Here is a 19760-nt window from a genome sequence, read left to right as displayed (position 1 = left end):
AGAGATTAACTAAATAATTTAATTAATAATTAGTCATTCACTATCGTGACAGACGGCATGGATGCCGTCGTTTCGCTGTGCTACATGGATGTAGCATCAGCGTAACAAAGGGTTTTGTCACTTTTGCCCTCAAAAGTGAGGCATTGCCTATTAATAGGCTTTAGAAAATCTCATAATTTGAGGCTGTGCTAAAAAAATGATTAAGCTTTTTTAGTTAAAGCCTGACCTTCAAACTTCACACCATCCCAACCATTTTGCATAAACTGACGAATATTTTGATGGTCAGTTCCTTCTGGGGTAGCTAATACAGATGCGTAGTGCTCTGCAAATAAACTTAAAGTTTGTGCTTGGTCTAAACCTTGTAACTTGGCAAAAGAGAAAACTTTTGCACTGCCTTGATTTTCAGTAGCAGCGTTATGTTGCGCACCATTTTGAAAAGCCGTTGGAGTATGTTGGTAACGTGCCTCAATATGAGCTAAAACGTCTGAAAATTTTGCTGTGCCTGCTTGTAATTGGGCAAGTAACTCTTGTGCCATAATCTTAAACTTCCTATCAAATGGGGCTTAAGCATAGCATTGAATACATGCTTTGAAAGCTTGGCAATTATAAAAATTGAGGAGTTATTGAAAAAAATCAGAAGAGTTTTTAGACAACTTGTGGATAAGTTTTCTTTTATACACAGTTTAAAAATGATGAAAAAATACACATAAAAAAAGAAGCCTAAGTGGAGGAGATAGTCTTAGGCTTCCAATGATTTAAGTGTATTGGTCAAATCTTAACGCAAGATTAACTCTTACGATTAAAGCGAGCGAAGCGTTTATTGAAGCTCGCTACACGGCCTTCGTTACTTGCTTGACGTACTTCACCTGTGTAGAAAGGGTGTGATGCACTTGAAATATCAAGAGTGACATAAGGGTAGACTTTCCCTTGATATTCTTTGGTTTGTTTAGACTGAACAGTACTACCAATTAAGAAGTATACGTCTGCATTGGTGTCATGAAATAACACTTGTTGATAAGCAGGATGAATATCTTTACGCATGAGAGATTGTCCTAAATTATTTTTGATTAAAGAAATGTTATAACATAACAATTAAAAAGTCAATGTAACCCATAAAAGGCTACACTGATCAGTAAATTAAGTTAGTTAGAAGGTGGAACAAGCTCTTCAAATAGATCGTTTAGATTGTCATGAACTTTTAAGTGAATCAGGTTCCAGTAATGTCCTGAAATGGTTCTGTTGACCATTAAAGTATCTGGTGATGGTTTGAAAACATCCCAATACTTCAAAGATTTTTTCACAAGTAACATGCCATCATGATGTGATGAGTTCTCTGCAAAATTATAAGTGGTGGTAAGCGGACGTAACAATACTTCAATCCAGAGTTTATATAGATCACTCGGGAATTTGCCTTTTTCAGCAAGTGAATGTAGTTCAAATAATTCTGTTTCGATCAAATCGATATTTTCATGGCGAGCTGCATTTACTAAGCGTTTAAAGTGCTGCACGATTTCATTTGAAAGCGTTTTAACACTGCCATAGTCATAAATAATGACACTGCCATCTTGGCGGAAAGCAAAGTTACCCGGATGAGGGTCACAGTGAAAACGTTTTAAAAAGAACATTTCCTGACCTAAAGCACGAATCAAGCGGCGCCCAATGGTATTTCGAATTTCGATAGGCCAAGCGCTAGCAGTTTCAATGCTGTCACCTTGTTCGAGACTCAAGGTTAAAATACGTCTCGAAGAGTAATCTTTATAAACAGTCGGGATGATAATTTTGTCATCTAATTGGCTATGGAATGTTTTGAAAACTTCAAGGTTTTGAGCCTCGATTTCATAGTTAAGCTCTGCTGACAGACTATCTTGAATCTCTGCAAAAAGCTGATCTTGTAGCTTTTTATCAATTTTAAGTACACCCATTAAGCGAAGGGCTAAACGTACTTGTTTTAAGTCACTTTCACAGGCTTCATCAACACCGGGATATTGAACTTTAACAACAACTTGCTCGCCACTTGGCAGGACAGCTTTGTGAACTTGTCCAATTGAAGCAGCCGCAAAAGGTTCTTGATCAAAAGATTTAAAGGCAACATTCAGCGGCTTTCCAAGCTCACGTTCAACTTGTTGTTGAATAGCAGCAAAGGGCATAGGTGGAGCTTGGCGCTGTAACTTAGAAATTGCTTTAGCGACCTCGGGTGGGAAAATATCTTTATATTGTGATGCAATTTGGCCGACCTTCATGACGGCACCTTTCATTTCGCCTAAGGTGTCGGCAATTTGCAAACCAATATCCTGAAATAACTTGGTTTTTGAAGCCAGCTTTTGTTCTTCATCTGCGGTCAAGTTTCGAATCGAGTTAGAAACGGTTTTCGTTGCAATGCTCGCGGTCATTCCTGCAAGTTTCATAAATCGTTTGCCGGGTGAACTTGCATTCTTTGCCATATCTTCGATACCTCATTGACTACAACATAATATTGCCTAGTTTTGATCATAGGTGACAAAGCTTAAAAAGCCTATATGAAATTGTTTATCTCATGTAAGAAAATTTTCGGAAAACAAAATGTTATTTTTATAGTAAAAAATATGAAAAGCTTGTGAAAATCCATTTCATAAACAAAGCTTTAATATCTATAAAGTGCCTGTTTTTTTGGTGGTAATGTGAATGACAGGTTAAATAAAAATAGAGATAACAAAAGTTATGACAAGTTTAAGTTCGGCCCATGGGCGGTCTCAGGCGGTTCCTTTATCTGTGTTTGAGCAGTCAAAAGATGCGCATATTATTCGTTCTGATGAAGAAGCAATTGAGCTTGCCAAACAACTTGCTCAAGAGTTTGCACAAGAAGCATCTGAGCGAGACAGAGAGCGGCGTTTACCTCTAAACGAAATTCAACAGTTCTCACAAAGCGGCTTATGGGCTATTACGGTTCCCAAGCAATTTGGTGGTGCCCAAGTTAAATATCGAACCTTGGCTGAGGTCATCAAAACAATTGCGAGTGTTGATCCATCTCTTGCACAGTTGCCTCAAAACCACTTAGCTTTTATTGAGCATTTACGTCTTGATGCAGGCCCAGAACAACAACAATTTTTCTTTAACTTAGTGTTGAGAGGGATTCGTTTTGGCAATGCCTTTTCAGAAAAACATAGCAAAACGGTGGCTGACCTCACTACCACATTACGAAAGACCGAGCACGGTTATGAAATTAATGGCAAGAAGTTTTTTGCAACTGGTGCATTGCTTGCGCATTGGGTTCCTATTGTCGCTGTAAATGAAGAGGGGCAGCCTTACGCGGCACTTGTCCCTCGGGAAACTTCAGGAGTTAATATTATTAATGACTGGTCTGGCTTTGGACAACGAACTACGGCCAGTGGAACTGTTGAACTTAATCAGGTTCCAGTACGTGAAGAATATCTAATCCCGATTTATCAGGCTTTTGAACGTCCTACCCCAGCAGGTGCAATTTCACAATTTATTCAAGCTGCTGTTGATGCTGGTATTGCACGTGGCGCAATTGAAGAAACAATTCACTATGTCAAAAATCATAGCCGTGCATGGGTTGATTCAGGTTTAGAAAAAGCGAGTGATGATCCATATACGATTGCAAATATTGGTGATTTAAAAATAAAACTGCGTGCAGCAGAAGCGGTATTAGATTTAGCAGGAGATGCGATCGATCAAGCGATTGCCGACACGACAGAAGAACATGTAAATCAAGCGACATTATTAGTTGCTGAAGCAAAAGTACTCACTACAGAAGTTGCGATTTTAGCAGCGAATAAGCTTTTTGAATTGTCGGGAACACGATCAACCTTGTCTGAGCTTAATCTGGATCGCCATTGGCGTAATGCGCGTACTCACACCTTGCATGATCCAGTGCGTTGGAAATATCACATTGTCGGTAATTACTACCTCAATGGCATCCATCCACCTCGTCATGCATGGAGCTAAAGTGAAGAAAAAATAAGATTAGGAGAATAAAGATGACGATTACCCAAATTGAATTAGAAGAACTGTCTGTAGGCGCCGATTATGAAAAGGTCGCAAGTAGATTTCGCCCAGTTTTTGAAAAAATTGCCCAAGGTGCAATTCAGCGAGAAAAAGAACGAATCTTGCCTTTTGAACCGATTCAGTGGTTAAAAGAACTCAAGTTAGGTGCGGTACGTGTTCCGGTTAAATATGGTGGAGATGGGGTGTCATTACCGCAACTTTTCCAGCTTTTAGCAGAATTGGCGCAAGCAGACTCGAATATTGTTCAAGCTTTGCGTGGACACTTCGCTTTTGTTGAAGACCGCTTAGTTGCCCATAAAGAGCATTCGCAGGAGGTTTGGTTTCAGCGTTTTGTACAAGGTGATTTAGTTGGGAATGCATGGACTGAAGTTGGAAATGTGCAAATCGGTGATGTCGTTACACGAGTAACCAAAGATGCTTCGGGCAACTTGGTAGTGAATGGTGAAAAGTACTATTCAACCGGAAGTATCTTTGCAGACTGGATCGATTTATTTGCTTACGATGAAGTAAATGACCGCCACGTGATTGCTGCTATTTATCGCCATGAAACGGGCGTGAGTGTGATTGATGATTGGGATGGCTTTGGTCAAAAGACAACGGGTAGCGGTACTTTAAAAGTACATCAGGTTCACTTGCCGGCTTCGCACCTTATTCCATTTGACCAGCGTTTTAAATATCAAACTGCTTTTTATCAAGTCGTCCATCTTGCAACTTTAACGGGTATTGCCCATGCGGCAGTAGAAACTTTTAGTCAGGAGATTCGTGAGCGAAAACGTATTTTTAGTCATGGTAATGGCGACCTTGTTCGTCACGATCCACAAGTTTTACAAGTGGTGGGTAAAGCCTCTGCTCAAGCCTATGCAAGTCTGGCAATTACGATTAAAACAGCTGAAGCATTGCAGAAGGCTTATGAAAGTCACTTTAGTGAGTTAGAGGTGAAAGAACATCAGTTTAATGTAGATGCAGAGCTTGAGTCGGCGCAAGGACAGGTGGTGATTTCTAATTTGGTACTCGATTTAACCAGCCAATTATTTAATGCTTTGGGCGCGTCAGCAAGTAGTCAGGTCAAACAACTCGACCGTTTCTGGCGTAATGCTCGAACGGTGTCTTCACATAATCCGCTCATCTATAAAGAAAAGGTGATTGGAGATTGGGAAGTAAACCGTACCGATTTGCCCTTTGTCTGGCAAATTGGAGCAAGCCCGCGAGCCAAGTCTGCATAAAATAAAAAAGCCGATGAATAATCGGCTTTTTTATTAGGTTTTGCTTAAACGTTTGGTATTTAAATAAAGCCTTGAAAGTAATAAAACACAAGCAATGCTTAAACCAATAATTAAGCCTAACCATACGCCAGCTACACCCCAATGGGTATAACGTGCTAAATAAAGTCCGATAGGAAAAGCAATCACCCAATATGCCATGAGTGTAATCCACATCGGTGCTTGCGTATCTTGCATCCCTCTTAAACAGCCTGCGGCACTCACTTGCAATGCATCCATCAGCTGATAACCCATTGCAAACCAGAGTAAATACATGGCAACAGGAACTACATCTATATCTTGAGTATAAACCGAGACAATTTGTTCACGACCTAGAGCAATAAAAGACATGGTCAATAAGGCAAAAAATATTGCCGTGCTTAGACCAATCTTTTGGACTTGGTACATCGAAGCCCAGTTCTTTTCACCATAATAGGTTCCCACACGAATGGTCAGGGCAATCGCAAGTGAAAGCGGGATCATAAACAGCACAGAGGTAACTGAAATTGCAACTTGATGCGCTGCAATAAAGACTTCACCTAGTGGGCTAAGTACCAATGCACCTGTACTAAAAATACTGACTTCAAAGAACACGGCTAAACCGATGGGTAGGCCAAGCTGTAAGATTCTTTTTACCCAAGTCAGGTTAATTTTATCGAATCTGCTAAAAATAGACGTGTTACGGTAAGCCGAAGCTTTATAAATATAGCCAGCTAAAGTAATTAGCATGAGCCACTGTAAAATGGAGGTTGCAAAACCACAGCCTGCGCTACCTAATGCAGGTATTGGCCCTAATCCATGCATAAAAATCATGTTTAAAGGGATTAAAACCACTAAGGCCAGTAAGCTAATGACCGTTACAGGACGTGGATGGCCTAAAGCCTCAGAATAACCGCGTAGGGCTGCGTACATGGTCACAGCTGGCATGCCTAAACCAATCGCATGTAAAAATAAACTTGCTTTAGGCTGTAAGCTTTTTGGTACGCCAAACACATGTAAGAAAAACGGCATAAGCTGCAAAATGAGCATAGCCATTACGCCTAAAATGATGGCGACCCATAAGGATTGACGAACAATGACAGGAATTTGTTCTGTATTTCTTGCGCCCTTTGCTTCAGCGACCAAAGGTGTAGTTGCAATCATAATGCCACTGAACAGGAGCATGACTGGGATCCATAAGCCCACACCTACCGCAATTGCTGCTAAATCGGTTGCAGATAAATGCCCAGCCATAATAGTGTCAATTAACCCAAATCCCGCTTGAGCAAACTGGGTAATTAAAATCGGTAGCATTAAGTGGAAGAGTTGTTTTAATTCAGACCGAAAAGATGTGACATTCGACACAAAAGGTACTCTTTTTAAATATAAAAATGAAGCTAACGTTGCAAAGTGAGTAACACACCGACAAAGATGATCACGCCACCCAGAAACCGTTGCCATGTAACAGGTGTCTTTTCTGTACCTAACCAACCAAAATGGTCAAGCAACATTGAAATGAGCAATTGCCCAAAAACGACTAGCCCTGTAAAGGTTAAAAAACCAAGTTTAGGTGCAGTATAAATGCTCATGCTAATTGCATAAACCCCAAGGAATCCTCCTGTCCAAAGAAGCCATGGAATATTTGATATTTCACTTAAAGAGGGCTTTTCGGCACTTTGGAAAAAAACCATAACGGCTAAAACAATAGTACCTATGAAAAATGATAATAAAGCTGCCTGCAACGGTGAGTGTAGTTGCTCGCGCAGTTGAGCATTGATTGCAGTTTGAAAAGCCATGGCAACACCGATTCCCATAGCTAGAGGTAAGATCAGGAAAAGTTGACTAGAGAATTTCATCATTTTTATCAATATTTAAGTATGTTTAAAAACAGTCTAAAGCAATTAAGGTATGTTTTCATAAGCCCATTGATGCAGTCATGTTAAAATAGAAATATTGTGTAAATTGGACCTGCTCCTTGGCCGTATTAAACCCTGCTTCTGTTCCTTTATCTTTATATATCCATATGCCTTGGTGCGTGCGTAAATGTCCATATTGTGACTTTAACTCGCATGCCGTACCAGATGGAGCGCTTTCGGCAGAACTCGAGCAAACCTATTTAAAAGCATTGGTGGCCGACTTTGAAACTCAAGTTGAGATGGCTCAGGGACGTTCAATTCATAGTGTATTTATTGGTGGTGGAACACCTTCACTTATTTCTGCTAAAGGCTATGCGTGGCTGTTTGAACAGCTTAAGTCATTGCTCAAATTTGAAGATGGCTGTGAAATCACCCTAGAGGCAAATCCTGGAACACTAGAGCATGACCCATTTGCAGGCTATTTAGAAGCAGGTATTAACCGTTTATCGATTGGTGTGCAGACTTTTAATACAGAGCACTTGCAAAAGCTTGGGCGTATTCATTCAGCCAACAATGCTATGGATGCAATAGAGCAGGCACGACAAGCAGGCTTTAAGCGAGTTAATGTCGATTTAATGCATGGCCTACCTGAGCAAACGCTAGAGCAAGCACTTTATGATTTAAAGATGGCTGTAGAGCATGGCGCGACACATATCAGTTGGTATCAACTGACTATTGAGCCAAACACAGTATTCTTCCGTACGCAGCCCGTTTTACCTCAAGATGAAGTGCTAGAAGATATTCAAGAGCAGGGTGAGGCTTATCTAAAAGCCAATGGTTTTATAAATTATGAAGTGTCGGCTTGGCGTAAAGAGCAGCCTTCAGCTCATAATTTAAATTATTGGGAATTTGGTGATTACCTTGCAATTGGTGCTGGGGCACATGGCAAAGTCACACAACCAGATGGTGTGTACCGTTTCCAAAAAACTCGTTTGCCGAAAGACTATTTGGCTAAGGTTCCAGCCGAACATTTGCAAATGAAAAAGATTGAGGCAGAAGAGTTACCTTTTGAGTTCATGATGAATGCTTTACGTCTAAATGATGGCGTAAAAGCTGAGTTATATGAGCAGCGCACAGGTTTAAGCCTAGATCACTTAAATGGGGTACTCACTTCACTACGTGCTAGAAAGCTATTGGTAGAGGATGACACTCGTTTGGCTTGTACTGAGCAGGGACATATTTTCTTAAATTCGGTACTAGAAGAGTTCTTATAAAGAAGCAAATCAAAAAGCCGCACATTGAGATGCGGCTTTTTGATTTTAGCGAGTGGTATAGCCGCCGTTTGCAAAAATTGTTTGACCTGTAATCCACCAACCTTCGGTTACCAGAAAGCGAACTAAAGGTTCGATATCTTCAATTTTGGTGAGTCCACCTAAAGCTGAAGCTGATTTATGGTAAGCAACTGCTTCGGCAGATTCCTGGCCATAAAAGAAAGGTGTATCCATTGGGCCTGGTGCAACAGCAGTCACGGAAATCTGGCGATCACCAAATTCTTTTGATGCAGCACGTGTGTAATGCTCAACAGGTGCTTTTAAACCTTCATAGGTTGAATAGAGTCCAGTGTAGGCTGCTAGAAGAGAAGTCACGATTGAACAGATCTTGCCGCCATCATTTAAATGACGACCCGCCGATTGAATAAAGAAGTAGGCAATTTTTGAGTTGATATCGCTCATGCTATCAAACTCTTGTTCTGTGGTGTCTAAAAAAGATTTCTTTAAAACCTTTCCAACTGTATTAATGGCAATATCAATTCCGCCAAAATGCTGCTTAGTATCTAAGAAGAGTTTTTCAATATTATCAATATCAGTTAAGTCTGCTTGAATTAAAACAGCGTCTACACCGAATGCTCTTACATCTGCGAGCGTCTGTTCAGCATCTGCTTGAGTTTCAGCGCTATTGTAGTGAATCGCGATTTTGGCGCCTTGTTCTGCAAACCTGCGGCTAATCAGTCCACCTAAGTTTTTTGCACCGCCTGTAATCAATACAACTTTATCTTTAAGAGTATGAGTTGTCATGATGGTTGTTCCTATGCTGACTTGTTTTAATGTGTTTTTAGTCTAGATTGGCGGTAATTTTTGATCAATTATGCTAGTTTGGTTTAACTATTCAAAAAATACGAACAATTAAATGGATCGGTTGCAGCAATTTTTTATTTTTACAGAAGTCGCTAAACGACAAAGCTTTAGTGAAGTGGCAAATCAGCTTGATTTACCTCGCTCGACAGTAACGAGTGCTATTCAACAGTTAGAAACTCACTATGGAGTACGCTTATTTCATCGTACTACGCGTAAAGTAAGTCTCACTCAAGATGGACAACGAATATTACCTGAGTGTCAAAATCTATTATTTGATTATGAACAGCTCGAACAGCTTATACAGGCACAAAAGCAGCATTACCGTGGCACGCTAAAAATTTCAATGCCCAGCCGAATCGTACACCAAGTGATTATTCCTGAACTTCCCGATTTTTATAGTCGCTATCCAGATATCCATTTACAACTTCATAGCTCTGATGACATCACTGACTTAATCGAGAAAGGAATCGATTGTGTTGTTCGGGTGGGGCAGCTAGATAATAGTAGTTTAATTGCGAAGTTCGTTGGTAACTTGATTATGGTGAACTGTGCAAGTGCTGACTATTTAGAACAGTACGGTATTCCTGAACAATTAGAAGATCTATCTCAACACAAACTCATTAACTATGCGGGAGCAGTAGGAGAAAAACAGGGCGTATTTTTATATCAAGATGGAACTGTGATGATGGATAGTGCTTTAAGCGTAAATAATACGGAAGCCTATATTGCAGCGGCTATTGCAGGTTTGGGAATTATTCAACTTCCATACTACGATGTTCAGGATAAAATCGAGCAGAGAACTTTAGTTGAAGTACTAAGTGCCTACACTGCTCAATCACTTCCACTTAATATTTTATATCCGAATAGAAGCTATATTCCTAAACGTTTGGAAATCTTTATGGAATGGGCTAGGGATGTTCTATATAAGAAGTGCATCGTCATCTTTTAGTCATAAAACTAAAATACATTAACAATAAAAAAAGCCTCTCGAACTGAGAGGCTTTTTAGAATTTGGTGGGTCGTCCGCGACTCGAACGCGGGACCAACGGATTAAAAGTCCGCTGCTCTACCAACTGAGCTAACGACCCAAATAGGTTCAAAACAGATAAGTGGTGGGTCGTCCGCGACTCGAACGCGGGACCAACGGATTAAAAGTCCGCTGCTCTACCAACTGAGCTAACGACCCTGAACAAACATTCAAATATCATTTGAATGTGAAGTGCAAGATAACTAAAAGTTTTCTAACACCACCTTTGTTTTGATGTGGCGTATTTTAGCAAGTTATTCAACTAACACAAGAGGAAATTTAAAAACATTTGCATGATTGCCTATAAAAAGCACGATTTCCTCTTGTTTAGCTAAAAAATGAACTAAAAACGGTATTTATATGCCTGAATGTTGTCAAAAATTTCAGTTGTGATGTCACAGTAACTGCTTGCACCAGGTAATAAAGCGAGTAAACGTTCAGAAGTTTTGCTTGGATTAAACGCATCTTCCTTCAATTTATTCTTTTGGTACTTAAAAGTACCTGTAGTTTCAACTTTAGCTTGTATACGTAAAAACACTGGTACCGCATAAGCAGGTAAGCATTTTTTAAATACAGTCACCATTTCTGTTAAGTCAGTGTCATTTAACTCGGCACCATCAGCAAGTGTGATTGCTGCCATACCTGCACGACCATTGGTATTTGGAATTTCTACACCGTAAACCACAGCTTCAGCGATCTTGTCATATTCACACACCATGTTTTCAACTTCGGTGGTAGATACATTTTCGCCTTTCCAGCGGAAGGTATCACCTAAGCGGTCAACAAACTGGGCATGACGGAAACCAATATTACGAACAAGATCACCTGTATTGAAATATGAGTCACCTTTTTTGAAGACATCTTGCATAATCACAGATTTATTCTTTTCTGGGTCGGTATAGCCGTCAAACGGAGAGCGACTGGTGATTTTGCCTACCAATAACCCGACTTCACCAGCTTTAACTTTTTTGCACCAGCCATTTTTATCGCGTATCGGTTCGTTTTTCTCTTTATCAAATTCAATAATTGCGTATGGCGTAGGGGAGAAGCCTACTGTGTTGTCAAAGTTGAAAATATTACTAAAGCCGACATTGCCTTCACTTGAAGCATAGAGCTCTAGAACCTCTTCAACACCAAAACGCTGTTTGAATTTATCCCAGATGTTTGGACGCATGCCGTTACCAATCATTTTGGTTACACGGTGAGCACGGTCAAGTTCTGTAGTTGGGGCATCCATTAAGTAACGGCAAAGTTCACCTACGTAGCCGATTGCAGACGCATTAAACTTCTGAACATCTTTCCAGAATGCACTGGTCGAATATTTACGTCGAATGGCAAGGGTAGAGCTTCCTGCGATCACACCACACCAGCAAACCACCACACCTGTTGCATGGTACAGCGGTAAAGTGACATACATCACATCATCTGGGCCAAGGTTTAAAATATGGCCGTAAGTGCCATAGGCAAGTGTCCAGCGGCTATGTTTAAAAATAACTGCTTTTGGTAAGCCTGTTGTACCCGAAGTATAAATATAAAACAGACCATCATTTCCATGAACAGAATGTGTGGTCGATGGATTGAATTTCGGGAATTGATCAATTTCTATTGCGAGATTGGCATAACCTTGAGGTGCTGTTCCGGCATCTTGACGAGTAGCCTGATCTTCAAACCAGTGGAAACGGTCTTTAGGAACATTTAAGTCTTGACGAATTTCATCGATTGCAGCACGGACTTCTTCGCCCGCAATGACTGCAATTGGTTTTACAAGATTGATACTATGAGCGAGGACTTTACCGACTTGAGATGTATTCACAAGCGCAATCGTTACCCCAATTTTAGCTAAGCCCACAATAGTGGCAATAAGCTCAGAACGGTTCTCAACCATTACGGCAATCACATCACCTTTACGTGCGCCGAGAGATAAATAATAGTGAGAAATCTGGTTAGCCCATTCATTTAAAGCTTCGTATGAGTAACTTTGATCTTCAAATAATAAAGCAATACCTTTCGGATTCCGCTTAACAGCTTTCTCAAAAGCTACACCTAATCCAGTTGGTGTATTTGCTGTTCTTAAATAAGCCTGTTTAAGACCATTCAGGATATGGGGTACTTTGGGAATGAAGCTAGGAAGTCTGGTGGCAACATCCCCAAGCGTAATGATATCGGTCTGTGTTGTCTGGCTCATATCAATCCTATTTATTTTTCGATCAATCCAAAAAAGGTTGCGTTGGCAAAAGTACAGTATTTTTCATGGTTCACCATGCTTTTAAAACTTTTCTTCTAGTGCAATCAACCTAATTGGCTAAAAATAACAAAAAAAACCTAGTCATCGAAATGACTAGGTTTGTTTAAATTAGCTGCAATTGAGCAAATGATTTACTCAGCTACAGGATTTGCTTTCTTTGGTGGACGACCGCGAGGGCGACGAGGACGACTTGGTTTGTCCTTATCCGCTTTAGAATCTTCTGATTCACTCTCGGCAGGGGCTTCAGTTGGCTCTACAGCTTGTTCTGTAGCTGCTTTGGCTTTTGCAGCTGCTTTTGGCTGTTTTGCAACCGGAGCTTCTACTGCAGGTTCAGCTGGTGTCTCTTCTACATTAGCTGCTACTTCAACTTGCTGATCAAGCTCAAGCGGTTGTTGTTTTGATTCAACAGGTGCTTGTGTTTCAGTAGTAGGAGCAACAACGGCTTCTTCCACAGTCTCAGCTACAGGGGCAGCTTCTTCTGGTGCAGAATGTTGTTGTTTAACTTGCTCAAAAGCTTGTTCAGCTGCAAGTTTCGCTAAACGACGGCGTTCACGCGGATCATTAGCAACACGTGGTGTCGCTTCTTTTGGTGGCGTCAACGGAAGTACTGGCGCAGGTTCTGCTTCTTGTGAAGGCTTATTGCTTGGAAGCTCGGCATCACGAGTAACAGGCTTTTTGTCTTCAGCTTCAGTTGCGACTTCAGTCACTAGAGTACTTGCGTATTGCTCTGCAAATTTTTGCAATGCACGATTGAATGTTGGAACTAAACCAAACTGCTCAATCAATACTGTGCAGTCTTCACCGTAAACATGACGGATCAAGCTACCAATTGTATATTGCGCCAACGTTGGAATTTGCGATGGGGCAATTGATGGTGCAGCAGCTTTAGCACGTTTTGCATTGCGTTGTTCACGGCGACGCATACGAGGATCATTACTTGCACGTTGAACTTGCGGTTGAGTTTTCTCAGCCTTTGGTTGAGGAGCTTCTGCTTCAGCAGTTACCGTCTCTTCCACTGCCACAACTGGTGCTGGAGCTGATTCTTGAGTAGCTTCAGCAACAGGTGCTTTTTCAGTGCGTTCAACAGGTTGCTCAGGCGTTAAAGCAATAATTTCGCTTTGTGCTTGATCAACATTGATGACTAAGGCTGTATTCATGACTTCATGCTGTGGAGCATCAATCAAATCAACCTTAATTTGTTTTTCATCAACAACTGCTGGTGCCGGCGTATTTTGATTTTCATTTAATACGCTTGGATCGCGGTGGCGATTCGGGCGGTTTGGACGTTGTTGATTATTACGATCACGACGTGGTACAGCATGTTCAGCTTGTTGCCCATCATTTTGATGTTGTTGCGCATGCGGCTGATCTTGTTGCTGACGCTTTTGTTGACGTTTTAATTCACGTTGCTCTTGGCGTGATAACTGTACAACTTCTTCATGAACCTGTTGTTGCTGTGGTTCTTGATTGTGGTGGTGCTGATGTTGTTCACGTTGCTCTTTGTGCTTACGTTTTTTGTTGTTTGGACGTTGCTGTTGTACTTTATCGTCTTTTTCAACATTCTCACGTGCTTCCTGCTTAACAGGAGATTGAGAAATATAAGCATTGTTAGATGGAGCCGAAGTAACTTCAGCAACTGCTGGTGCTACAACTTGTCCAAACTGCCCACGGCTAACAGCGCCAGTATTCACCATTTGTTCAATTGCGGCAGCAGCATTTTGTGCTGAGCGAGATTGATCAACCGTTTGAGCTTGTTTTTGAACAAAAAGGTTTTCTAACCATGCACATGGGCTTGCTGCTTTTTGAGCGCTTGCCTGAGCAGCAGGTTGAGCCGCTTGATTTGCTTTCTTTTGATTAGCTGCGTTATTGGCAGCAGGGGCTGCATGAGTATGGCCATGATCAGCTTCTTCTAAATGCCATTCAGAAGATTCATAACCTAACTCTTTTTCACTTGAACGAGTTGCTTCAGTACGTTCGTAGCTAGATGGGGCAAATCCATCTGGATTGTACTGAATTTCGTAGTGAGGTGTTTCTAAGTGCGGGTGAGGCAAAACAGTCACACGAACACTAGAAGTTTGTTCTAAATAAACAAGACTATGACGTTTTTCATTGAGCAAGAATGCCGCAATTTCAACAGGTACTTCTACTTGTACTTCACCATGACGTTCACGAAGCGCGATCTCTTCTACTTTACGCATAATAGAAAGCGAAAGTGAGCGTAAGTCACGAACCATGCCTGTACCATGACAGCGAGGGCACACATAACCTGTTGCTTCTTCAAGAGATGGACGTAAGCGTTGACGGCTCATTTCCATTAAGCCAAAACGAGAAAGTTGGCCAAACTGAATACGTGCGCGATCGCTTTGAGTTGCTTCACGAAGTTTTGCTTCAACCATGCGTTGGTTGCGCTCTTTAGTCATATCGATGAAGTCGATTACAACTAAACCACCAATGTCACGAAGACGAAGTTGGCGAGCAATTTCTTCTGCTGCTTCTAAATTAGTATTAAGCGCAGTTTCTTCAACGTCATGTCCACGAGTCGATTTCGCAGAGTTAATATCAATTGAAACTAAAGCTTCGGTCTGGTCAATCACGATTGAACCGCCAGAAGGAAGTTTTACTTCACGTTCATAAGCAGTTTGAATTTGGCTTTCAATACCAAAATGAGCAAATAATGGCTCGTTTAAAGTATAAGTTTTGAGTTTGTCTAATTGACGAGGCATCACTGCTTTAACAAAGTTGTAAGCTTCGTTATAAGCCTGTTCGCTATCAATTAAAATTTCTGCAACATCATCACGTAAATAATCGCGGATAGCACGAGTAACAACACCAGCTTCTTGATGAACTAGCATTGGAGAAGGGCCAGAGCTCGCTGTGCCTTGGATTTGTGCCCAAAGGTCAAGCAAATGCTGTAAGTCTAACTGTAATTCTTCTTGGGTACGGCCAATACCAGCGGTACGTACAATAACGCTCATACCACGTGGTAAATTTAAAGAAGCTAGAATTTCTTTTAATTCTTCACGTACAGAACCTGAAATTTGACGACTAATACCGCCGCCTTTCGGGTTGTTTGGCATAAGAACCAAATAACGTCCTGCAAGTGAAATAAAGGTAGAAAGGGCTGCACCTTTATTGCCACGTTCTTCTTTTTCGACTTGAACAAGTAATTCAGTACCTTCAGTGATAAGTTCACGAATGTTTGAAGTTTGTCGTGGGTCTGCTTGGAAATAACTGTTAGCAATTTCGCGCATAGACAAGAAGCCTTGACGGCCTGCGCCGTATTCAACAAAAACAGCTTCTAAAGAGGGTTCTACGCGGGTTACATGGCCTTTATAGATATTGGATTTTTTCTGTTCTCGGGTACGATTCTCTAAATCAAAATCGTAAAGACGATTACCAGTGATAAGTGCAACGCGGACTTCTTCTGCGTGAGTTGCATTAATCAACATACGTTTCATGGGTGTGACACCTAATAGTGACCCACACAAACATATCGCACAAACTTAAAGGTTCTGAACGAACATCGAACATGACGGATCATTTCCCAGATCTCAAAATATTTGTGGTCTGAGTCATCTGTTACCGGCTACATTTAGCCTTAGCTTCGATTCTCGTCTGTGATGTAGGCAATACTGCTTCAACCTTTAAATCGGACTTCCTTAGTGCTTCACTGGCGGGTGAGCGGTGCATTGGTTAATGACTTTCACTGTCATTGGGCGCGAAGTGACTTCTTTTTGGAAGTTTGATACGGAATGCTCATCGTATCGGTGCTTTCGGCAGTTCCAATGCATCAACGCTTTAGCCTGAAGGCAACATTAAGGAGCGATTTGTCTGATGTGTATCAGTTTACGTTCCATAACCAACTAGAGTTGGTAACATATTTTTTTGAACAAACTGAATTAAACGCAACAGTTTGTCATTTTGCCGATATAATAAGCCTTCGGCGTCGGCATAATTCTTTAGGACCAATCCGAGCTGGTGATGAAAGCATCATTTTGATTGAGGTTTCAATCAGGGAAATTCCCTATTAGATGTTCACTTACGGCGGTATCCGTGCGCTGACTATATCAAACCTTGCAGCATCTGCCTATGGGCTAAGCTTAGATTTCTTGTGAAAAAACTAAGCTAATCGGTCATTTATTAATCAAATTTAGCAAAATTTCAGGTTTAAATATTAGTATGAATTCTACACAGCAATGGCAAAGTGTCACTTGGTTTGAGGTGGATGAACATCAAGCAGGACAGCGAATTGATAATTTCCTGTTTTCGCGTTTAAAGGGTGTACCTAAGAGTCGTATTTATCGTTTGATTCGTGAAGGTCAGGTTCGAGTAAACAAAAAACGTATTAAAGCTGAGACCAAATTAGAGATTGGAGATCAGATTCGTGTTGCACCTATTCGCTATGAACAAAAGGATGAAACCGCTGCTCCTGTGAGTGATAGTGTAGCACAGAGCCTGCTCAGCCGTGTGGTCTATGAAGATGAAGGACTGTTAGTCATCAATAAACCATCAGGTATTGCTGTACATGGTGGTAGTGGTGTGGCGTATGGTTTGATTGAGGCTTTACGCGCCGCGACAGGTAAAAAATATTTAGAACTAATTCACCGCATCGACCGTGACACCTCTGGGCTGGTCATGATTAGCAAGAAACGTAGTACTTTAAAGCTGCTACAAGATATGTTGCGTGAGCACAAAATTCGTAAGACTTATGCGGCAATTGTAAAAGGTCAGGTGAGTCTCGATAAACAACTCATTGATGCTCCTTTATTTCGTTACGAGTTAGCCAATGGCGAGCGTCGTGTACGTGTGTCCAAAGAAGGTAAGCCAAGTAAAACCGAATGGGTGGTTGCAGAGCGTTTTAAAAATGCCACTTTGGTTCATGCATCACCTTTATCAGGCCGTACTCATCAAATTCGTGTCCATGGTTTAAGTATTGGACATCCGTTGTTGGGTGATGATAAATATGGACACACCACTGAGTACGCAGGTCCGCAGGCACGACGTTTATGTTTACACGCGATGCGTTTAGATATTCCGGGTTATCCACCGATTGAAGCGCCGTTACCAGAAGACATGACCCAGTTATTAAAGGCTTTGAGAGTAGCAAAATGAGTCTGAAAACCGAATTAGTTATTTTTGACTGGGATGGAACTTTATATAACTCTGTTGGCCAGATTGTTGCCAGCTTACAACATGCAGCAGAGCAACATGAACTGCCTCTAAGCGATGAAGCCGCAAAAAGTATTATCGGTTTAGGCTTGCCTGAGGTGATGCAGACCTTATTTCCAGAAGCGCCAGAATTGCATGACTCGATCTTAAAGGCATATGGTGATCACTATATCGCAAACTCGACTAGTGATGCATGGTTTGAGGGTATTTCTGAACTACTCCATGATTTAAAAGCCCAAGGTTTAAAACTTGCAGTTGCGACGGGTAAAAATCGCCGTGGGTTAGACCGTGTAATCGCAAAAACACAAAGTACTCATCTTTTTGATGTGACTCGGGCAGCCAACGAAACACGTTCAAAACCAGATCCGCTCATGCTGCAAGAAATCTTAACAGCCACTGGAGTGAGTGTTGAGCAAGCAGTCATGATTGGTGACAGCAGCTATGATCTTGAGATGGCACAGCGTTTAGGAATGCCGCGTATTGGTGTTGGCTATGGCGTACATTCGGTTGACGTTCTGCAAAAGTTCCAACCTTTAACGATTGCTAAAGATGTACAAGAGCTTCACAGCTTTTTGAGAGGGTATGCTCAGTTATCTACTGTAGATGTCGCTTAAATTGAAATAGTATTAAAGAGGGAATACGTTCCCTCTTTTTTTAAGCTGAATAACAAAACAATAAGAAGAGAAAAATGAGCCGTTCAATTCGTCTATTAAATCTTTTACAACAGCTCCGTGAAGCCCGTTACCCAATCACAGCACAAGTCTTGGCTGAAAGCCTAAACATTAGTGTTCGAAGTGTCTATCGAGATATTGATAGCTTACGTGAGCAAGGTGTAAGAATTGATGCCTCAGCAGGCTTAGGTTTTCAGCTTAAAGAAGACATTGTATTGCCGCCAATGACACTCAATGAAAATGAAGTTGAAGCTATTTTTCTGGCATTGTATTGGTTAAAGAGTGTGCCTGATCAATCCTTACAATCGGCATCTACATCGATCTTAGCTAAATTAAATTCTGTTTTGCCTGAACATCGCCAATATTTGTTACAGCAAACGACTCTAAGAGCTTTTAACACATGGCTACCTGTGGATGAAAATCAAGTCGAACAAGTGCGCTTAGCTATTCGGCAGCAAGTCAAAATTTCGTTGCATTATCATGATGAGCAGCAACGAAGTAGTATTCGAACTTTGTGGCCTTTTGCCTTGGGATATTTTAATGACAAAATTGTGTTGGCTGCATGGTGTGAACTAAGACAAGACTTTCGACATTTTAGAATCGATCGCATTCAACAGTTGAGTTTAACTCAAGAATTATACCCATCATTTAAGCAACAACTATTTCAGCAATGGTGGGCACAGGAATCGAAGATTACTGACAAAAACTGACAAAAGTTATTTGTAAACTAGGAACTACGATAAACAAGGAGCAATAAGAATGAGCCTTAAACTTTATACTAACAAAGAGTCACGTGGTGTCGTTATTGACTGGCTTTTGGTCGAGTTAGGTGTTGAATGTGAAAGAATTGAGGTCGCATATAAGACCGAAATGAAATCGCCTGAATATCTAAAACTTAATCCTTTTGGAAAAGTACCGGTATTGGTAGATGGCGATGTGGTTATTTATGAGTTGGGTGCAATCTGTGCTTATTTGGCTGATAAGTTTAGTGATAAAGGTTTGGCACCAGCCTTGAATGATCCGAAACGTGGTTTGTACTACCGTTGGTTATTTGTGATGGCGGGCCCTTGGGAAGCTGCGGGTGTTGATAAAGCTTTAGGAATAGAAGTATCACCTGAGCAAAAAATGTTTGTTGGCTATGGCGATTACAACGATGCTTATCAAGCTTTAGTTCAGGGATTGAGTGAAGCGAATCCGTATGTATGTGGTGAGCAATTTACCGCAGCAGATGTAAGTGTGGGAGCAATGCTTTTATGGCAGTTAAAAATGAATGCGATTGAATCACATCCTGCTATTACCCGTTATGTTGAAACGATCAAACAGCGTGAAGGCTTAAAACAAAGTACTATGGGGCAACTGCTGTAAACCTAATATTCTTAAAAGTCATCCAAAAGGGTGGCTTTTTTGTTTTCAA

Annotated in this window: 16 protein-coding genes and 2 tRNA genes; 8 read left to right on the top strand and 10 right to left on the bottom strand. The window is 41.1% G+C overall.

Annotated elements, in window-relative coordinates:
* Window positions 1-200: 200 nt before the first annotated feature.
* The 3 genes from AC52J8_RS16250 to AC52J8_RS16240 all read right to left on the bottom strand — a co-directional run bounded on the left by AC52J8_RS16250 (window position 201) and on the right by AC52J8_RS16240 (window position 2441).
* Window positions 201-536, bottom strand: coding sequence for a HopJ type III effector protein (locus tag AC52J8_RS16250; protein ID WP_060465218.1), 336 nt, complete (start codon window positions 534-536; stop codon window positions 201-203).
* A gap of 250 nt (window positions 537-786) precedes the next feature.
* Window positions 787-1041, bottom strand: a complete 255-nt coding sequence (locus AC52J8_RS16245) for a type B 50S ribosomal protein L31 (RefSeq protein WP_060465219.1) — start codon at window positions 1039-1041, stop codon at window positions 787-789.
* A 101-nt stretch (window positions 1042-1142) separates the two neighbouring features.
* Window positions 1143-2441 (bottom strand): ABC1 kinase family protein, encoded by a 1299-nt coding sequence (locus tag AC52J8_RS16240; protein WP_002115159.1) that lies wholly within the window; start codon window positions 2439-2441, stop codon window positions 1143-1145.
* 256 nt (window positions 2442-2697) lie between these two features.
* On the opposite strand from AC52J8_RS16240, the gene AC52J8_RS16235 reads away from it, so the two are divergent.
* Together AC52J8_RS16235 and AC52J8_RS16230 are read left to right on the top strand one after the other, a co-directional pair.
* Complete coding sequence (locus AC52J8_RS16235; RefSeq protein ID WP_086400308.1) at window positions 2698-3945, top strand: SfnB family sulfur acquisition oxidoreductase; 1248 nt, start codon at window positions 2698-2700, stop codon at window positions 3943-3945.
* A gap of 32 nt (window positions 3946-3977) precedes the next feature.
* Window positions 3978-5228, top strand: coding sequence for an acyl-CoA dehydrogenase family protein (locus AC52J8_RS16230; RefSeq protein WP_005045012.1), 1251 nt, complete (start codon window positions 3978-3980; stop codon window positions 5226-5228).
* A 33-nt stretch (window positions 5229-5261) separates the two neighbouring features.
* Here the strand turns inward: AC52J8_RS16230 and abeM are convergent, their stop codons facing one another.
* Together abeM and AC52J8_RS16220 are read right to left on the bottom strand one after the other, a co-directional pair.
* Window positions 5262-6608, bottom strand: coding sequence for a multidrug efflux MATE transporter AbeM (gene abeM / locus AC52J8_RS16225; RefSeq protein ID WP_005079254.1), 1347 nt, complete (start codon window positions 6606-6608; stop codon window positions 5262-5264).
* Between the two features lie 32 nt (window positions 6609-6640).
* Window positions 6641-7102 (bottom strand): DMT family transporter, encoded by a 462-nt coding sequence (locus AC52J8_RS16220; protein WP_005065993.1) that lies wholly within the window; start codon window positions 7100-7102, stop codon window positions 6641-6643.
* Window positions 7103-7218: 116 nt separating this feature from the next.
* On the opposite strand from AC52J8_RS16220, the gene hemW reads away from it, so the two are divergent.
* A complete protein-coding gene (gene hemW / locus AC52J8_RS16215; protein WP_086400307.1) occupies window positions 7219-8373 on the top strand; it encodes a radical SAM family heme chaperone HemW in 1155 nt (384 codons plus the stop codon).
* A 45-nt stretch (window positions 8374-8418) separates the two neighbouring features.
* On the opposite strand, the gene AC52J8_RS16210 is transcribed toward hemW, so the two are convergent.
* Window positions 8419-9174, bottom strand: a complete 756-nt coding sequence (locus tag AC52J8_RS16210) for an SDR family oxidoreductase (RefSeq protein ID WP_086400306.1) — start codon at window positions 9172-9174, stop codon at window positions 8419-8421.
* A 112-nt stretch (window positions 9175-9286) separates the two neighbouring features.
* On the opposite strand from AC52J8_RS16210, the gene AC52J8_RS16205 reads away from it, so the two are divergent.
* Entirely contained in the window at window positions 9287-10183 is an 897-nt protein-coding gene (locus AC52J8_RS16205) for a LysR family transcriptional regulator (protein ID WP_086400305.1), read from the top strand.
* Window positions 10184-10246: 63 nt separating this feature from the next.
* On the opposite strand, the gene AC52J8_RS16200 is transcribed toward AC52J8_RS16205, so the two are convergent.
* The 4 genes from AC52J8_RS16200 to AC52J8_RS16185 all read right to left on the bottom strand — a co-directional run bounded on the left by AC52J8_RS16200 (window position 10247) and on the right by AC52J8_RS16185 (window position 15964).
* Window positions 10247-10322 (bottom strand) — tRNA-Lys (locus tag AC52J8_RS16200).
* A gap of 22 nt (window positions 10323-10344) precedes the next feature.
* A tRNA-Lys gene (locus tag AC52J8_RS16195) sits at window positions 10345-10420 on the bottom strand.
* Between the two features lie 184 nt (window positions 10421-10604).
* Window positions 10605-12446 (bottom strand): long-chain-acyl-CoA synthetase, encoded by a 1842-nt coding sequence (locus tag AC52J8_RS16190; protein ID WP_086400304.1) that lies wholly within the window; start codon window positions 12444-12446, stop codon window positions 10605-10607.
* Between the two features lie 191 nt (window positions 12447-12637).
* Window positions 12638-15964 carry an Rne/Rng family ribonuclease gene (locus AC52J8_RS16185; RefSeq protein ID WP_086400303.1) on the bottom strand — a complete coding sequence of 1109 codons (3327 nt, stop codon included), beginning with the start codon at window positions 15962-15964 and terminating at the stop codon, window positions 12638-12640.
* 721 nt (window positions 15965-16685) lie between these two features.
* On the opposite strand from AC52J8_RS16185, the gene AC52J8_RS16180 reads away from it, so the two are divergent.
* From AC52J8_RS16180 to AC52J8_RS16165, 4 genes are all read left to right on the top strand, one after another.
* Window positions 16686-17618, top strand: coding sequence for an RluA family pseudouridine synthase (locus tag AC52J8_RS16180; RefSeq protein WP_005066005.1), 933 nt, complete (start codon window positions 16686-16688; stop codon window positions 17616-17618).
* Complete coding sequence (locus AC52J8_RS16175) at window positions 17615-18289, top strand: HAD-IA family hydrolase (protein ID WP_086400302.1); 675 nt, start codon at window positions 17615-17617, stop codon at window positions 18287-18289. Before AC52J8_RS16180 ends, AC52J8_RS16175 begins: the two co-directional genes overlap by 4 nt.
* A 74-nt stretch (window positions 18290-18363) precedes the next feature.
* Entirely contained in the window at window positions 18364-19056 is a 693-nt protein-coding gene (locus AC52J8_RS16170; RefSeq protein ID WP_086400301.1) for a helix-turn-helix transcriptional regulator, read from the top strand.
* A gap of 49 nt (window positions 19057-19105) precedes the next feature.
* Window positions 19106-19711, top strand: a complete 606-nt coding sequence (locus AC52J8_RS16165) for a glutathione S-transferase family protein (protein WP_005079230.1) — start codon at window positions 19106-19108, stop codon at window positions 19709-19711.
* Window positions 19712-19760: the final 49 nt, after the last annotated feature.

Source organism: Acinetobacter sp. S-1 (assembly GCF_059579785.1).
This window is presented reverse-complemented; position numbering and strand designations above follow the sequence as displayed.

Excerpts from the sequence above, each read along its gene's own strand:
- AC52J8_RS16250 (WP_060465218.1), bottom strand. The coding sequence starts at position 536 with ATGGCACAAGAGTTACTTGCCCAATTACAAGCAGGCACAGCAAAATTT.
- AC52J8_RS16245 (WP_060465219.1), bottom strand. The coding sequence starts at position 1,041 with ATGCGTAAAGATATTCATCCTGCTTATCAACAAGTGTTATTTCATGAC.
- AC52J8_RS16240 (WP_002115159.1), bottom strand. The coding sequence starts at position 2,441 with ATGGCAAAGAATGCAAGTTCACCCGGCAAACGATTTATGAAACTTGCA.
- AC52J8_RS16235 (WP_086400308.1), top strand. The coding sequence starts at position 2,698 with ATGACAAGTTTAAGTTCGGCCCATGGGCGGTCTCAGGCGGTTCCTTTA.
- AC52J8_RS16230 (WP_005045012.1), top strand. The coding sequence starts at position 3,978 with ATGACGATTACCCAAATTGAATTAGAAGAACTGTCTGTAGGCGCCGAT.
- AC52J8_RS16220 (WP_005065993.1), bottom strand. The coding sequence starts at position 7,102 with ATGATGAAATTCTCTAGTCAACTTTTCCTGATCTTACCTCTAGCTATG.
- AC52J8_RS16210 (WP_086400306.1), bottom strand. The coding sequence starts at position 9,174 with ATGACAACTCATACTCTTAAAGATAAAGTTGTATTGATTACAGGCGGT.
- AC52J8_RS16205 (WP_086400305.1), top strand. The coding sequence starts at position 9,287 with ATGGATCGGTTGCAGCAATTTTTTATTTTTACAGAAGTCGCTAAACGA.
- AC52J8_RS16190 (WP_086400304.1), bottom strand. The coding sequence starts at position 12,446 with ATGAGCCAGACAACACAGACCGATATCATTACGCTTGGGGATGTTGCC.
- AC52J8_RS16185 (WP_086400303.1), bottom strand. The coding sequence starts at position 15,964 with ATGAAACGTATGTTGATTAATGCAACTCACGCAGAAGAAGTCCGCGTT.
- AC52J8_RS16180 (WP_005066005.1), top strand. The coding sequence starts at position 16,686 with ATGAATTCTACACAGCAATGGCAAAGTGTCACTTGGTTTGAGGTGGAT.
- AC52J8_RS16175 (WP_086400302.1), top strand. The coding sequence starts at position 17,615 with ATGAGTCTGAAAACCGAATTAGTTATTTTTGACTGGGATGGAACTTTA.
- AC52J8_RS16170 (WP_086400301.1), top strand. The coding sequence starts at position 18,364 with ATGAGCCGTTCAATTCGTCTATTAAATCTTTTACAACAGCTCCGTGAA.
- AC52J8_RS16165 (WP_005079230.1), top strand. The coding sequence starts at position 19,106 with ATGAGCCTTAAACTTTATACTAACAAAGAGTCACGTGGTGTCGTTATT.